Source organism: Paenibacillus sp. GQ49 (assembly GCF_059759055.1).
The window spans coordinates 80,196-95,352 of record NZ_JCAXEL010000007.1 but is presented as its reverse complement, the minus strand read 5'-3'; the positions used below and the strand labels follow the sequence as shown (position 1 = coordinate 95,352).

Annotated in this window: 13 protein-coding genes; all 13 read left to right on the top strand. The window is 46.4% G+C overall.

From position 1 onward, the window contains the following. The first annotated feature begins 8 nt into the window (after nt 1-8). The 13 genes from AC6CIF_RS14740 (at nt 9) to AC6CIF_RS14680 (ending at nt 15,117) form a co-directional block, all read left to right on the top strand. Complete coding sequence (locus tag AC6CIF_RS14740) at nt 9-1,370, top strand: GH1 family beta-glucosidase (RefSeq protein ID WP_340399490.1); 1,362 nt, start codon at nt 9-11, stop codon at nt 1,368-1,370. Between the two features lie 361 nt (nt 1,371-1,731). Continuing rightward, on the top strand, nt 1,732-1,995 hold the full coding sequence (locus AC6CIF_RS14735; protein ID WP_036606904.1) for a hypothetical protein: 264 nt from the start codon (nt 1,732-1,734) through the stop codon (nt 1,993-1,995). A 318-nt stretch (nt 1,996-2,313) separates the two neighbouring features. Beyond that, nucleotides 2,314-3,288, top strand: coding sequence for a ubiquinol oxidase subunit II (cyoA, locus tag AC6CIF_RS14730; protein WP_498200201.1), 975 nt, complete (start codon nt 2,314-2,316; stop codon nt 3,286-3,288). A 21-nt stretch (nt 3,289-3,309) separates the two neighbouring features. Further along, nucleotides 3,310-5,280, top strand: coding sequence for a cbb3-type cytochrome c oxidase subunit I (locus AC6CIF_RS14725; RefSeq protein WP_076212762.1), 1,971 nt, complete (start codon nt 3,310-3,312; stop codon nt 5,278-5,280). After that, nucleotides 5,281-5,901, top strand: a complete 621-nt coding sequence (gene cyoC, locus AC6CIF_RS14720) for a cytochrome o ubiquinol oxidase subunit III (protein WP_036606911.1) — start codon at nt 5,281-5,283, stop codon at nt 5,899-5,901. It begins immediately after the preceding gene. Next, nucleotides 5,902-6,231: a cytochrome o ubiquinol oxidase subunit IV gene (gene cyoD / locus AC6CIF_RS14715; RefSeq protein WP_036606914.1), complete on the top strand. Its 330-nt coding sequence runs from the start codon at nt 5,902-5,904 to the stop codon at nt 6,229-6,231. A 223-nt stretch (nt 6,232-6,454) separates the two neighbouring features. Beyond that, a complete protein-coding gene (locus AC6CIF_RS14710; protein ID WP_498200200.1) occupies nt 6,455-7,438 on the top strand; it encodes a zinc-dependent alcohol dehydrogenase family protein in 984 nt (327 codons plus the stop codon). A 160-nt stretch (nt 7,439-7,598) separates the two neighbouring features. Continuing rightward, nucleotides 7,599-8,438: a 5-dehydro-4-deoxy-D-glucuronate isomerase gene (gene kduI / locus AC6CIF_RS14705; RefSeq protein WP_498200198.1), complete on the top strand. Its 840-nt coding sequence runs from the start codon at nt 7,599-7,601 to the stop codon at nt 8,436-8,438. 225 nt (nt 8,439-8,663) lie between these two features. Continuing rightward, nucleotides 8,664-9,422: a DeoR/GlpR family DNA-binding transcription regulator gene (locus AC6CIF_RS14700; protein WP_181155596.1), complete on the top strand. Its 759-nt coding sequence runs from the start codon at nt 8,664-8,666 to the stop codon at nt 9,420-9,422. A 77-nt stretch (nt 9,423-9,499) separates the two neighbouring features. Continuing rightward, nucleotides 9,500-10,252: a 2-dehydro-3-deoxy-D-gluconate 5-dehydrogenase KduD gene (gene kduD, locus AC6CIF_RS14695; RefSeq protein ID WP_458124125.1), complete on the top strand. Its 753-nt coding sequence runs from the start codon at nt 9,500-9,502 to the stop codon at nt 10,250-10,252. Nucleotides 10,253-10,289: 37 nt separating this feature from the next. After that, nucleotides 10,290-11,135, top strand: coding sequence for a sugar phosphate isomerase/epimerase family protein (locus AC6CIF_RS14690; RefSeq protein WP_498200196.1), 846 nt, complete (start codon nt 10,290-10,292; stop codon nt 11,133-11,135). Nucleotides 11,136-11,373: 238 nt separating this feature from the next. Beyond that, on the top strand, nt 11,374-12,681 hold the full coding sequence (locus AC6CIF_RS14685; protein ID WP_498200195.1) for a homocysteine synthase: 1,308 nt from the start codon (nt 11,374-11,376) through the stop codon (nt 12,679-12,681). 420 nt (nt 12,682-13,101) lie between these two features. Further along, nucleotides 13,102-15,117 (top strand): heavy metal translocating P-type ATPase, encoded by a 2,016-nt coding sequence (locus AC6CIF_RS14680; RefSeq protein WP_498200194.1) that lies wholly within the window; start codon nt 13,102-13,104, stop codon nt 15,115-15,117. The last annotated feature ends 40 nt before the right edge of the window (nt 15,118-15,157 follow it).

Sequence of the window (15,157 nt, the reverse complement as noted above, 5' to 3'; positions counted from 1 at the left end):
AGCCAACCATGACCATTTTTAAATTTCCGCAAGATTTTCGCTGGGGTACAGCAACAGCTTCCTATCAAATAGAAGGAGCGGCACAGGAAGGTGGACGCGGGGTATCCATCTGGGATACGTTTGCGCGCACACCTGGCAAGGTATATAACGGAGACAATGGGGATGTCGCATGTGACAGTTACCACCGTTACGAGGAAGACATCGAACTGATGAAGAAACTCGGGATTAATACGTACCGGTTCTCCATTGCCTGGCCGCGCATTATTCCTGACGGAGATGGGGAGATCAATCGGGAAGGACTGGACTTCTACCATCGCTTCGTGGATGCATTGATCGAGGCTGGAATTGAACCGTTCCTCACCCTGTATCACTGGGATCTTCCACAAACGCTGGAGGATGACGGGGGCTGGGGCAACCGCAGAACGGTAGACGCTTTTGTGAAATATGCCGAAGTAATTTTCAAAGAATTCTCGGGCAAGATCAACTTTTGGCTGACATTCAATGAACCATGGTGTATCGCGTTCCTGTCGAACCTTCTGGGAATTCATGCGCCAGGAAACAAAGACCTGCAAACGTCAATTAATGTGGCACATGGATTGCTGGTTGCTCATGGTAAGGCCGTTCAATCCTTCCGTCGCTTGGGAACAACGGGGCAGATTGGTATTGCTCCGAACGTATGCTGGGCTGAGCCGTACAGCAAATCCCCTGAGGACCAAGCTGCCTGTGACCGATCGATTGCGCTCAATACCGATTGGTTCCTAGATCCAATCTACAAAGGTTCATATCCGCAGTTTATGGTGGATTGGTTTGCAGAAGCGGGGGCTACTGTGCCAATTCAGGAAGGCGATATGGAGATCATCTCACAACCGATCGATCTGCTCGGCATTAACTATTACACGATGGGGATCAATCGCTTTAATCCTGAGGCAGGTGCTCTGCAATCGGAAGAAGTTGATATGGGCCTCACCAAAACCGATATTGGCTGGCCTGTGGAATCACGTGGTTTGTATGAATTTATGCATTACTTGCAAAAGTACGGCAATGTGGATGTATATATCACAGAGAATGGTGCCTGTATCAATGATGACCTGGAGAATGGCAAAATTAATGATGATCGCCGGATTGCCTATTATGAACAGCATTTGGCTCAAATTCACCGCATCATTAATGACGGCATTAACCTGAAAGGGTACATGGCATGGTCACTGATGGATAATTTCGAGTGGGCAGAAGGCTACCGCATGCGTTTTGGTCTTGTTCATATGGACTATCGTTCACTCGTGAGAACGCCGAAGGAGAGTTATTACTGGTATCAGAACGTCATCAAGAATAATTGGTTGGAGACACGGAACGAACATAATCCCCAATAGTTTGGGTGGCAGGTTTAAAGGGTAAAGCAGCTCCTCATTATATATGGTCCACTTATTAAAGCTGAGAACGGCGGTAACATTGGAATATTCCAATGTGCCGTCTTTTTTTTGTATTTTTACCGTTGGAAATGAGTAGTTCATAAAGGTTTCATAAGGTCAAGTGCAGTTCCTGTTATGAAGAGACGTTTTTTGGGTTATAAGAAGTATGAATGAATTGAAAAATATTTTGTCAACAGTTGAAATTGAAATAAAGTGTCCAAATTGCGAAGAGAATTTGAACATTTGTTGACTAAAAATCATACTGATGTGGTATATTGGTATAAGGAAAGCACTTACAAAAAGGGAAAAGGAAGTGTTTACTATGGCATCGAAGACAGCAATGGTTAGCCAATTGGAGCGCAAAGACAAAAATATGCGGCGCGCCGTCTTGACGATGACAGTTCTGGCATGGGTCGCACTCATTACGGGAGTGATCATGTGTCTGATCAATCTGAATGAATTTAATGATCGCAATCTTGGCTTGATGGTCGGTATTGGATTCCTTGTAGGTAGTGTGTTTATTTACGTTATTGCCAAAGCGATTGGCCTTGTTCATACACGCCGGGAAGACGAAGGCGCCGATTAATTATAATCCTGCGTTTATTCGTTCATAATAAGACTGGATAAGTACCCGGAATCCAGTCAATAAAGCCCTTTGCGGATTCGTTGACATTGTTCAACGAGACTGCAAAGGGTTTTATTTTGTGACTTGATGTGTAAAGATTACAATAAGCAAATATCAACCATACAAGCGATTTGTGAGAAAAAATTCACACATTTAAGGTGTAAAATCGACAAATTTGTTAACAAGAACAAAAAAGTTGTTCATTTCTGATATCTTTAGTAGGAAGAGAGTAGTATACTGATTTTTCAGTATGAGCGAATTTAAGGAGAGGGGATCAAAATGAACAAGAAACCTAGGTCGCTAACCCGGATTATCATTCCGGTTGTCCTGACGTTGGTTACAATTGCATTGATTGTCTGGCCAATGCTGGCAGGCGGGCAGTACGTTGTTCTGGATCCGAAGGGACCAATTGGCGCTTCGCAGAGAGATTTGATTGTCATCTCGACAATTTTGTGTGCTGTCATCATTGTGCCAGTACTCATTTTGTCTGCCGTAATTGTATGGCGTTACCGCGACAAGCCGGATAACAAAGCTGCTTATGAACCTAACTGGTCTCATAGTACAAAGGCTGAGGCAATCTGGTGGACCGTTCCAATTATTATTATTGGAATACTCGCCATTGTTACGATTCGTTACACGTATGATCTGGAGCCTTCGAAGCCGTTGGCTCATGAGAAAGCACCAATTACCATCCAAGTGTCTTCACTGGATTGGAAATGGCTGTTTATGTATCCTGAGCAAGGGATTGCAACGGTCAACACGTTGAATATTCCGGCAGATCGGCCCGTGAAATTTGAACTCACTGCGGATTCACCAATGAACTCGTTCTGGATTCCGCAACTTGGAGGACAGATTTATACGATGTCGGGTATGGCAATGACCTTGTACCTGCAGGCAGATCATGAAGGTAAGTACTGGGGTTCCGGTGCTAACTTCACAGGTGAGCATTTTGGAGAAATGCGTTTTGATGTGAATGCTACATCGGACGATGATTTTGACAAATGGGTAGCTGATGTGAAACAGAATTCTCAGCCATTGACCACCGAAGGTTACAGTGCACTGGCTGAACCAGGAACAAGCAATGTTGCTTATTATTCTGCCTTCCCAGAAGGATTGTTCCAAAATATCGTAACCAAGTATGTTGTAGATGGTCAAAGTGCTCATAGCAAACATGGAACTTCAAACGAAGCTTCTGGAGCCATTCAAAATGCAACTGATACGTCCAATCAAGACGAGGACAAGAGTGCTAACTAAAGATTCGAAAGGAGGCCCCCAATGTTAGAGGGACTTAAAGAGTTTGCATCGGAGTTTTTCGTAACCGGTGATCCGCTCATTTATGGTGCGATGGTAGCTATCGGAATTACCATGATTACTATTGTAGCGGTGCTAACTTATTTCAAAAAATGGGGCTGGCTCTGGCGTAACTGGTTAACGACTGTCGATCATAAAAAGATCGGTATCATGTATATCATCGCTTCCATTATCATGTTATTCCGTGGTGGTGTGGATGCGCTAATGATGCGCCTTCAGCTGGCTATGCCTAACAATGAATTTCTAAATCCTGAACACTATAATCAGGTCTTCACAACTCACGGCACGATCATGATCCTGTTCATGGCGATGCCATTTATGTTTGGTCTATTTAACGTTATCGTACCACTACAGATCGGAGCAAGAGACGTTGCGTTCCCGTTCCTGAATGCACTCAGCTTCTGGCTGTTCTTCTTGGGCGCAATGCTGTTTAACCTGTCCTTCGTTATCGGTGGTTCACCGGATGCAGGATGGCTGAGTTATCCGCCTCTATCGGAGCTGTCGCACAGTCCAGGGGTAGGACAGAACTTCTATATATGGGGTATACAGATATCAGGTATCGGTTCCCTGGCTACCGGTATCAACTTCCTGGTTACCATCATTAAAATGCGTGCGCCAGGCATGAGATGGATGAAAATGCCGATGTTCACATGGTCGGTATTCTCCACTTGTATTATCATCTTGTTCGCTTTCCCAATCTTGACCGTGACACTTGCATTGTTATTCCTCGACAGGTTTGCCGGGGCGCATTTCTTCACACTTGATTTGGGCGGTAACCCAATGATGTATATCAACTTGATCTGGATGTGGGGTCACCCTGAGGTATACATTGTCGTCTTGCCGGCATTCGGTGTATTCTCTGAGATTGTAAGTACCTTCTCTCGGAAAAAACTGTTTGGTTACAAGTCGATGGTATTCGCAATGTTGATCATCAGCTTCCTGTCCTTCTTCACATGGGCGCATCACTTCTTCACGATGGGTTCCGGAGCAGACGTGAATGCATTCTTCGCCGTAACTACGATGTTGATTGCTATTCCAACAGGGGTTAAGATATTCAACTGGCTGTTTACCATGTATCGAGGAAGGATTCGCATGGCGACTCCGATGATGTGGACACTTGCCTTTATCCCGTGCTTTATTGTCGGGGGTATGACAGGCGTTCTGTTATCCGTTGCTCCTGCTGACTTCCAGTTCCACAACAGTTACTTCCTGATTGCCCACTTCCACCAAGTATTGATCGGTGGTGTTGTCTTCGGATACTTCGCAGGTCTGTACTACTGGTGGCCTAAAATGTTCGGTTTCCAACTCGAAGAGAAACTGGGCAAATGGGCATTCTGGACTTGGAATATTGGTTTCTATGTCTGCTTCATGCCGCAGTACGCTGTCGGCTTGATGGGTATGACACGTCGTCTGAGCACTTACGGCTGGGATACTGGCTGGTGGGAATTGAACTTCGTATCCACAATCGGGGCATTCCTGATGGGTGTCGGATTCCTGTTCCAAGTTGCGCAAATCGCAGACGGTATTCGCAAATACAAATCACTCAAAGCTCCTGCCGATCCATGGGATGGCCGTACGCTGGAGTGGTCAATTCCTTCACCAGCTCCTGAATACAACTTCGCCGTTACACCGCGCGGAGATGATATTGATGAGTGGTGGGAAGAGAAAGAACGTCGTGCCAAAGGCATCTATCCGCCAGAGCAACCGCTTGAGCCGATTCATATGCCGAAGAACTCTGGAATTCCGTTCATCATGTCTGTCTTCTGGTTCATTGCCGGTTTCGGCTTTGTTTTCGGATGGCTGTGGATGGCAATTCTCGGACTCGCTGGCGTAGGGATCTGTATGATCGCCCGTTCATTCTCATACGATACGGATTATTATATTCCGGTCGACGAAATTAAGCGTACCGAAGCGTCGTTAAGGGGGTCGGTATAGATGGCTCAAGCAGCCGCTAAGCACGGTGAGAATCATGCACATGGTCACGACCATGGACATCATGATCCACAGGAAATGAAAATTCTCGGATTCTGGTTCTTCCTGATTTCCGACGTTATCCTGTTCTCCGTATTGTTCGCAACCTTCATTGTGTTGCGTGACAATACGGCGGGCGGACCGATTTTGTCTGAATTGATCAAAATGCCTGGTGTTATTGCCGAAACGTTTATCTTGCTCACAAGTTCATTCACGAGCGGACTAGCCGTACTGGCGATGAATCAAGGCAAAGTAAAACAATTAATTAGTTGGCTGGCTGTTACAGCCGTTCTTGGTGCAAGCTTTATCGCACTGGAAGTATATGAGTTTATTGAGTTGATTCACGAAGGGTTCAGCTTTACAACGAGTGCTGCTTCTGGCGCATTCTTCACCCTTGTGGGAACTCACGGACTTCACGTATCGCTCGGTCTGATCTGGATGATTGGACTTATGTTACAACTGAAAAAACGTGGTATTACCGATGTTACTCGCGGTAAAATCAACGTCATCAGCTTGTACTGGCACTTCTTGGACGTCGTATGGATTTTCCTCCTGTCGATCGTCTATCTCATGGGGGTGATGTAGATGTCAGAGCACAACTCACATGATTCCCACGGTCATGAGCAACATGGTTCACTGAAGTCTTATGTCATCGGCTTCATCCTGTCCGTCGTTCTGACAATCATTCCACTTGTGGTGGTTCTCAATGATATGATGGAAAGAACAGGAACACTCATTGTTGTTCTTGGCACGGCAGCACTTCAGTTTGTGGTTCAACTCTTCTTCTTCATGCATATCCGTGAAACAGAGAAACCACGCTGGAATGTCATGGCCCTTATTTTCGGACTACTGATTATGATGACCATCGTAATTGGTTCGATCTGGATCATGCTTAACAATGCTGTTGCACATTAATTGATATGATGAAAGAGCTTCACGACCTTGGTAATCAAGGTTTGTGGGGCTCTTTTTTTTCTAAGCAGAAGTTATCGCAAATTTTAATGAAAAAAAGTTGTATTATATCTTAATAAGTCGTTTATGAAATAATTTACCAGTGATATTATTGTTATACACTCAGTCAATATATTCAATATTTTAGCTAGGCTATTTTAGCAAAATTATTTTAGGAGATGTACCAATGAAAGCTAGGGTAATCCGTTATTATCGTTTTGGCGAACCAAGCGAAGTGTTATGTATGGAAGAAAAAGATGTGATACCCCCTGGCCCCGGTGAATTAGCAGTGAGGATGTATGCTCGGCCTATTAATCCCTCCGATATTATTCCTGTTCGAGGAGCTTACCCGCATCGTACCCGATTACCAGCTGTTCCCGGGTTTGAGGGTGTGGGGATAGTAGAAGCAGTAGGGCCGGGAGTATCCAATCAAATGTTGGGGCGCCGTGTCTTGCCGCTAAAAGGTGAGAATACTTGGCAGGACGTCGTGAAGACCTTGGATCGTCATACAATCATCTTGCCAAATGATATCGATGATCACTCAGCCAGTCAGCTCTATATTAATCCGGTTACGGCTTGGTTGATCTGTACAGAAGTGCTTAAGCTTACGTGTGATCATACCCTGATTGTGAATGCAGGGGGATCTGCGATCGGGCGAATCTTTGCACAGATCTCAAAAATCTATGGATTTAAATTGATTGCGCTTACGAGAGATGATCGTCATACTGCTGAACTGTATCATCTTGGAGCAGTTTCTGTTATCAATACGACGAAAGAGTTGCTACAGGCTAGAATTGCGGAATTAACTGAGGGATACGGTGCTGATGCAGCCGTGGATTGTATTGGAGGGACAGACGGGGAACAGTTGGTGAGCTGCCTTAAGCCAAATGGTACGGTCATCAGTGTAGGACTACTTTCGGGGATCACACCGTTATGGCATGAAGCAACCCGGGGAACACAAGTTCATGTGAAACTTTTCTGGTTAAAACATTGGGTGGAACGCTGTTCGCAAGAACGCTGGGAACAGGTATTTCATGAGGTGATGGAGCTGGTCAGAGCAGGAAGGCTTGTCATGGCAAACATTGGGGCGACGTATGAACTAACGAATGTACAACAGGCTATTGCAGCGGCTGAATCGGGTATCGAGGGGAAGGTTCTCTTATTACAGTAGTACATAAGACTTGGAAAAAAGTCTTAATCTCATTATCACATAAATTACTTTTTCGAAAATAAAGGTACACAAAAGATACATAATGAACTAAAATGAACTTATATGAACATATTCAAACTCAATCCCAACTAATTTAAATGACGAAAGGAATGGATTAATAATGGAAAATCGTTATGCTGCACATCCCAATGAAGTGAAAACGTATGATACATCTCGCCTGCGTGAGGAATTTTTGATGGAGCAACTGTTTGCAAATGATGAATTGGTAACGGTGTATTCTCATGTGGATCGTTATATTGTGGGAACGGCTGTACCTGAGAGCAAGGACATTACCCTTGAAGTGAACCTGAAAGATATCGGAACGAACTTTTTCCTGGAGCGTCGTGAAATCGGTATCATTAATGTCGGTGGTCACGGAACAGTGACAGCGGACGGACAAGGTTATGAGATTGGAGCGAAGGAATGTCTCTACATCGGTAGAGGTGTGAAGGAAGTTGTGTTCACGAGCAGTGACAAGGCTCAACCTGCCCAATTCTATTTTGTATCCACACCGGCTCATCACACCTATCCAACAGTAAAAGCAACGCAAGAACAAGCTCAGCCAAATCATCTGGGCAGCATCGAAACTTCCAATGAGCGTACGATCTATCGTTACATTCACCAAGGAGAAGGCGGAATTCAGAGTTGTCAGTTGGTGATGGGCATTACCGAACTCGACAAGGGTAACATGTGGAACACGATGCCTGCACATACTCATAACCGCCGTTCCGAAGTATACTTGTACTGGAACTTGCCTGAAGACGGTGTTGTATTCCATATGATGGGTGAGCCAAACGAAACACGCCATCTGGTTGTACGTGATCGCCAGGCGATCATTTCCCCAAGCTGGTCCATTCACAGTGGTGTGGGTACAAGCAATTACACCTTCTGTTGGGCGATGGCTGGTGAGAACCAAACGTTCGAAGATATGGACGGCGTAGCGATGAAAGACCTGAAATAATAAATTACAGATGTCTGAGTTAAATTGACAGGGTAGACACTAGAACGGAGGGTACAGAAAGGACCAGAAGAAGCGAAGCGTGCGCCTTTATCACCAGATTTCTCCCTTTAAATAAGGGATCAAAGGAAATATGGGGATAAGAGTGATCGGAAGGTTTTCTGTACCCGAAGTGTACGTGTGAAACTGTTACTCATTTAACTCAGGTGGTATAGGAAGTTGATTATGATGAATCCATTGAAAAGACATGAAAAAATTATGGAGGCTCTGCTGGAGCGCCAGGAAGTAACCGTCAGTGATCTGAGTGAGTTGCTGCAGGTGACGGGGAAGACTGTGCGAGAGGATCTCGACAAGTTGGAGAGTATGGGGTTACTCGTACGTGTCCATGGTGGTGCTATGCTGGCTCAGAATGACCAGTATGGCATCTTGAATAGCCGCGGAGTTACCGAGAAGCATCATCCGGAGAAGACGGAGATTGCTGAACGTGCCCTTGCTTACATTCGACCTGGAGATATCGTTGCTCTCGATGGTGGCAGCACCACGCTGGAGATGGCCAAACGTCTCGATAATCAACCGCTGACGGTGGTGACCAATGACCTGTTCATTATTGCGGAGTTGACCAAAAAGGAGCAAGTGCGACTGGTTGTGCCTGGCGGGGCTCGTGTACGGAATATGCTGGTTGGGGATGATACGGCTGCGTTTATATCCAGTCTTAACATTCATAAAGCCTTCATATCTACGACAGCCCTTCATCCGGAATTTGGATTATCCATATACACGGGAGATCTGGTTCCTTTGAAAAAAGCAATGATATCTGCCTCGCAGCAAGTATACGGCGTTGTGGATCATTATAAATTCGGACAATTTGCACTGCGAACTTTCGCCCAGTGTTCGGAACTGGACTACATTATCAGCGATAGTCGTTTGGATGAAGAGACGGCTGCCTTATACGAGCAGAGCGGTGTCACAGTGGATTATCAAAGTTAACCTCATTCATTATTCATGGGATTAAAGAACTTACGGCTCTACGGATTGCATATCAAAACCATGCGGAGGAATCATTCATGAACCCATTTGATTTGAGCGGACAAGTTGCACTGGTAACAGGTACCTCGGGAGGACTTGGACAAGGGATGGCCATTGGTTTGGCAGAAGCAGGTGCTGATGTGGTGCTGGTCTCTTATTCCAAGCCTGCGGAAACGGCAAGTGCCATTGAAGCACTCGGACGCAAAGCTTATGTGATTGAAGCGGATTTAAGTCGTGAAGATGAGTTGTCGGCAGTGTTCGAACAGGCGCTTGCGTTCCAGGGCAGAATTGACATTCTCGTCAACAATGCCGGAATCATTCGTCGCACACCTGCGGTTGATCATGCAGGGCAGGACTGGCATGATGTAATTGGTCTGAATCTGAACACTGTATTTTTCCTAAGCCAATTGGCAGGCAGACATATGATTGAACGCGGAAGTGGCAAAATCATTAATATTGCATCCATGTTGTCCTATCAAGGTGGGATCAATGTGCCAGGATATACAGCCAGTAAACATGGCGTTGCCGGTTTAACCAAAGCACTCGCCAATGAATGGGCAGGGAAAGGAATCCAGATTAACGGTATCGCACCTGGTTATATGGAAACCGATAATACTACCCAGATCCGTGCGGACGAGAATCGTTACCGGGATATTACAGCCCGTATTCCTGCGGGGCGCTGGGGAACACCTGAAGATCTGAAAGGCCCGGTTGTCTTTCTGGCATCTGCAGCTTCGGATTATCTGAATGGTCATGTGCTGAATGTCGATGGTGGCTGGATGGCACGTTAATCACTTGATAATCGGATTAGTATAAGGAGGCAGTGAGATGAAACTTGGTATTCTGGCACATACATTTGGCAAACAGCCTACAGCACAGCTTGCGCAGACGATTGCGGATAACGGATTTAATTCCGTACAGCTGGCGCTGGCCAAAGCATTATCCGATGTGGACTCATCGAATGGCAAGCTGAGCCCGGGGCTAGCGAATGAGATTGGAGATCAATTTGCACAGCGCGGGGTGAAGATTGCGGTACTGGGCTGTTATATTAATCCGATTGACCCTGATCCGGTAACAAGGCGTGCGGACATTGATCGATTCAAGGAGCATCTGCGATATGCCCGGGATTTTGGTTGTAGCATGGTAGCAACGGAGACCGGGAGCTTGGACACCTATCAGCATACGCATCCGGATGGATATGAAGAGAAGGCGTGGAGTGTGCTGAAAGAAACGGTTGAGGAGTTGGCTGAGGAAGCGGAGAAGTGGGGCGTGCATACGGCGATTGAGCCTGTGTCCACACATACTCTTCATACCCATGAACATATGACACGTTTGTTTGAAGAGATTCCTTCATCGAATCTGGGGATGCTGTTCGACCCGTGTAATCTGATCAAGCAACCACATGCAGCAGATCAAGGGGCTTTCTTGCGCGAGGTGATGGAATCGCTGTATCAACGCATGATTGTAATCCATGCCAAGGATGTAGCCTTTGATGCACAGGGAGAGAAGTTTAATCCGGTACCTGGGGCAGGTATACTGGATTACCCGTTATTTTTTGAATTGCTAAAAACGTACAAGCCGCATATCGATATTTCACTTGAAGGCGTAACTGCGGAGGAAGCTGTACCTGCGGCCAAACATTTGCGTGAAGTATGGAGTGCAGTTCGGGTCTAACCAAACCCAGGATGAGGTATTGCATACCAAAGCCAAAGTAGCTGAAAAACCTTTGCGAGGGCAAAGGTTTTTTTGGTACAGAAATCGATAAAGTGGATATTTAATTTTCCTTATCGGAACAATCGGAAATAAGTCTTTTCAAATACGGCATCTTGTGAGAGAATATGGAAAACATACGCCACCATGCGAAGACATCAGAAACTTAAAGAACGTATATATCGAGGGAGGATTCAGATTTATGTCAAACGAACGTGAGCTTTCATTTGAAACATTGGCAATTCATGCAGGCCAAGAGATTGATCCAACCACCAACGCACGAGCTGTGCCCTTGTATCAGACAACATCCTATGGATTCAAGGACACCGAGCATGCAGCTAACTTGTTTGGTTTGAAAGAGTTTGGCAACATTTATACCCGTCTGATGAATCCAACAACCGACGTGTTTGAGCAACGGATTGCGGCGTTGGAAGGCGGAGCTGGAGCGCTGGCTACAGCTTCTGGTCAGGCAGCCATTACGTTTTCACTTCTGAATATTGCTGGTGCAGGCGATGAGATCGTATCTTCGGCGAGTTTGTATGGAGGTACATACAATCTGTTCTCGACGACTTTGCCGAAACTGGGTCTGGACGTGAAATTTGTAGATTCCAGTGATCCTGAGAATTTCCGGGCAGCGATTACGGAGAAAACCAAAGCATTGTATGCCGAAACGATCGGTAATCCAAAGGGGAATGTACTGGATATTGAAGCGGTGGCAGCCATCGCCCATGAACATGGAATTCCTTTGATCGTGGATAATACGTTCCCGAGTCCGTACCTGCTTCGTCCCATCGAACATGGCGCAGATATTGTCGTTCACTCTGCAACGAAATTTATTGGGGGTCATGGTACGTCCATTGGTGGCGTTATCGTGGATAGCGGAAAATTTGACTGGAAAGCAAGTGGCAAGTTCCCGGGATTGACGGAGCCGGACTCCAGTTATAACGGTGTTGTATATACGGAAGCGGTTGGACCGGTTGCTTATATTATCAAAGCTCGTGTACAACTTCTGCGTGACCTGGGTGCAACGATCTCTCCATTCAACTCCTGGTTGTTGCTGCAAGGACTCGAGACATTACATCTGCGCGTAGAGCGTCATAGTAGTAATGCCCTTGCGGTTGCAGAATTCCTTGAGAAACATGAGGATGTGTCTTGGGTAAGTTATGCAGGTCTGCCGAGCCACGGTTCTTATGAGCTTGCACAGAAGTATCTGCCAAGAGGGCAGGGTGCGATTCTGACCTTTGGCATCAAAGGTGGTGCGGACGCGGGTCGCAAGTTGATTGAGAGTGTCAAACTGTTCTCTCACCTTGCAAACGTGGGCGATTCCAAGTCACTGATTATTCACCCGGCAAGTACAACTCACGCGCAGTTGACCGAAGATGAACAAACCGCAGCAGGGGTTAATCCGGAGTTGATTCGTCTGTCTGTGGGTACGGAGAACATTCAAGACATTATCTATGATCTCGAGCAAGCCATCAAAGCAAGTCAGGGAGCAAGTGTAGGGGCGTAAATGGCATTGGGTGAATGTGCGAACAATCACTTAAGTGGTATGCCATAAAAAGGTCAAACGAATATCAATAGATGGTTAAAGCCGTTGTCCTCCGGGACAGCGGCTATTTATCTTTTTGAACACGCATGTATGACTATCCATCGAAAAAAGCCCATTTACAAATGTGGATCACAGGCATATACTGATTAAAAGTTGTATTGAGTAAACACAATTGCATAAGTGCAAAAATGATTATCATTCTCATTCGAGATTATTTAAAATCATTCACAAAACCATGCTGCTGCGGGATTCCCGCAGCAGCATGTGTCATTTTTAGGGCATTAACAATGGCTCTCATTCTCAATACAACTTCATTTTTGGGAGCGGAATTTAGCAGACTCGTCATCCGCAAACCTACCATTCGAAAGGAACGTGATTCATATGCAAGCGATACATCAACCTCTACACAGACAGCAACAAGCAGAACAACGCTCATCCCAAACACCCGGCCCCAATCGGGGCAAGAAGCCTGATTTTCGAGCCATGGTGCAGAATAAAGAGATGCAATCTGCATTGGGCAGCGGGCTGTTGATGCTGATTGCCTGGGGAACTGCACCGTATTTTGGTACCTTATCCATCATGCTCTACATTGTGGCATATGCCGTAGGCGGTTGGACCAAAGCGAAGGAAGGCATCGAGACACTGGTCAAGGACCGTGATCTGGATGTAAACCTGCTGATGATTGCCGCATCGCTTGGGGCAGCAGCCATTGGCTACTGGAATGAAGGCGCGATGCTAATCTTTATTTTTGCACTCAGTGGTGCGTTGGAAAGTTATGCGACAGAGCGCAGTCACAAGGATATCTCATCGTTGCTGGCGCTCAAGCCGGAGACGGCACTGCGTATTGAGGATGGACAGATGAACCTTGTGGCTATTGATGATCTGAAGCCAGGGGATCTGTTGCTGGTCAAGCCAGGAGAACTGATCCCTGCGGATGGCGTGGTGTACCGGGGGAGTTCTTTTATCAATCAGTCGTCGATCACTGGAGAATCCCTGCCTGTGGACAAAGTTGCAGGGGATGAAGTCTATGCAGGTACGGTAAACGGGGAGGGCGCCTTATACGTAGAGGTCACAAAATCCGCTGAAGGGTCACTGTTTGGCAAAATCATTAAAATGGTGGAAGAAGCGCAGGCGGAAGTACCGGATTCCCAGCGTTTTATGGAGCGGTTTGAAGGAATATACGCACGAATTGTTGTAGGGGTAACCTTACTTGTAATTGCAGGAACTCCACTGCTGCTTGGCTGGACATGGAATGAGGCATTTTATAAAGCGATGGTATTTCTGGTTGTTGCTTCGCCTTGTGCACTGGTGTCTTCGATCATGCCTGTCATGCTGTCCGCGATGTCCAGTAGTGCCCGTCGTGGCATTCTCTTCAAGGGTGGTGCCCATATGGAGAATATGGCTCGCACGCGGGTCGTGGCTTTTGACAAAACAGGTACATTGACCATGGGCACCCCGCAAGTCACCGATATTATTACGGCTGAACATGTAGATCGCGCCAAGCTGTTAGCTGCAGTAGCGGCGATTGAGAACCTCTCGATGCATTCTTTGGCTCGTGCCATCGTAGATCAGGCGAACAAGGAGAATATTACACTTCAGGAAGCGGAACACGTACAGGCTCTAACAGGCTGGGGCATCGAAGGAACTGTGAACGATGTGGTCTGGAGCATTGGCAAAACAGATGTACTGGGATCAATGCAGTCAGAGGAGATGAAAGACAGCAACGTTGATGATCCAGATGAACATGGTGCTAACCATATGAAGGTATCTTCTAAGTGGGGCGATGTATGCTCCCGTCTTGAGGGGGAGGGGAAAACCGTATCCGTTGTGATGGCTGATGGTGAATTAGTCGGGCTGATCGCGATGCGGGACACGGTACGGCCACAGGCAGCAGCTGCAGTGAAAAAGCTTGAAGCGATGGGTGTTAAAGTTGCCATGTTAACAGGAGATCGAGCCAGATCAGCTTCTGTAATTGCCTGTGAAACTGGAGTAAACATGGTCTATGCAGATTTGCTGCCTGAAGATAAAGTGAAGCAGGTTCAAACGCTCCGCAAACAGTATGGTCCTGTGTTAATGGTAGGGGATGGTGTCAATGATGCACCGGCACTTGCAGCAGCTACTGTGGGTATGGGGATGGGATTGTCTGGCAGCGGGACTGCACTGGAGGTCGCTGATGCGGTACTCATGAACGATAACATTGAAGAGATCGCTTGGGTGATTGGGCAGGCTCGTCGAGCTCAGCGTACGGTGAAACAGAATATGTGTTTTGCCATCACCGTTATTCTGGCCTTACTTGCGGGTAACTTCCTGCAGGATGTCGCACTGCCTTTGGGTGTGGTAGGTCATGAAGGCAGTACAATTCTGGTTATTCTGAATGGGCTTAGGCTGCTACGGTAATGAGATTTGAAGAGGAAAATGAGTAATTGGTTACGCTGGT

Excerpts from the sequence above, each read along its gene's own strand:
- AC6CIF_RS14740 (WP_340399490.1), top strand. The coding sequence starts at position 9 with ATGACCATTTTTAAATTTCCGCAAGATTTTCGCTGGGGTACAGCAACA.
- AC6CIF_RS14735 (WP_036606904.1), top strand. The coding sequence starts at position 1,732 with ATGGCATCGAAGACAGCAATGGTTAGCCAATTGGAGCGCAAAGACAAA.
- cyoA (WP_498200201.1), top strand. The coding sequence starts at position 2,314 with ATGAACAAGAAACCTAGGTCGCTAACCCGGATTATCATTCCGGTTGTC.
- AC6CIF_RS14725 (WP_076212762.1), top strand. The coding sequence starts at position 3,310 with ATGTTAGAGGGACTTAAAGAGTTTGCATCGGAGTTTTTCGTAACCGGT.
- cyoC (WP_036606911.1), top strand. The coding sequence starts at position 5,281 with ATGGCTCAAGCAGCCGCTAAGCACGGTGAGAATCATGCACATGGTCAC.
- cyoD (WP_036606914.1), top strand. The coding sequence starts at position 5,902 with ATGTCAGAGCACAACTCACATGATTCCCACGGTCATGAGCAACATGGT.
- AC6CIF_RS14710 (WP_498200200.1), top strand. The coding sequence starts at position 6,455 with ATGAAAGCTAGGGTAATCCGTTATTATCGTTTTGGCGAACCAAGCGAA.
- kduI (WP_498200198.1), top strand. The coding sequence starts at position 7,599 with ATGGAAAATCGTTATGCTGCACATCCCAATGAAGTGAAAACGTATGAT.
- AC6CIF_RS14700 (WP_181155596.1), top strand. The coding sequence starts at position 8,664 with ATGAATCCATTGAAAAGACATGAAAAAATTATGGAGGCTCTGCTGGAG.
- kduD (WP_458124125.1), top strand. The coding sequence starts at position 9,500 with ATGAACCCATTTGATTTGAGCGGACAAGTTGCACTGGTAACAGGTACC.
- AC6CIF_RS14690 (WP_498200196.1), top strand. The coding sequence starts at position 10,290 with ATGAAACTTGGTATTCTGGCACATACATTTGGCAAACAGCCTACAGCA.
- AC6CIF_RS14685 (WP_498200195.1), top strand. The coding sequence starts at position 11,374 with ATGTCAAACGAACGTGAGCTTTCATTTGAAACATTGGCAATTCATGCA.
- AC6CIF_RS14680 (WP_498200194.1), top strand. The coding sequence starts at position 13,102 with ATGCAAGCGATACATCAACCTCTACACAGACAGCAACAAGCAGAACAA.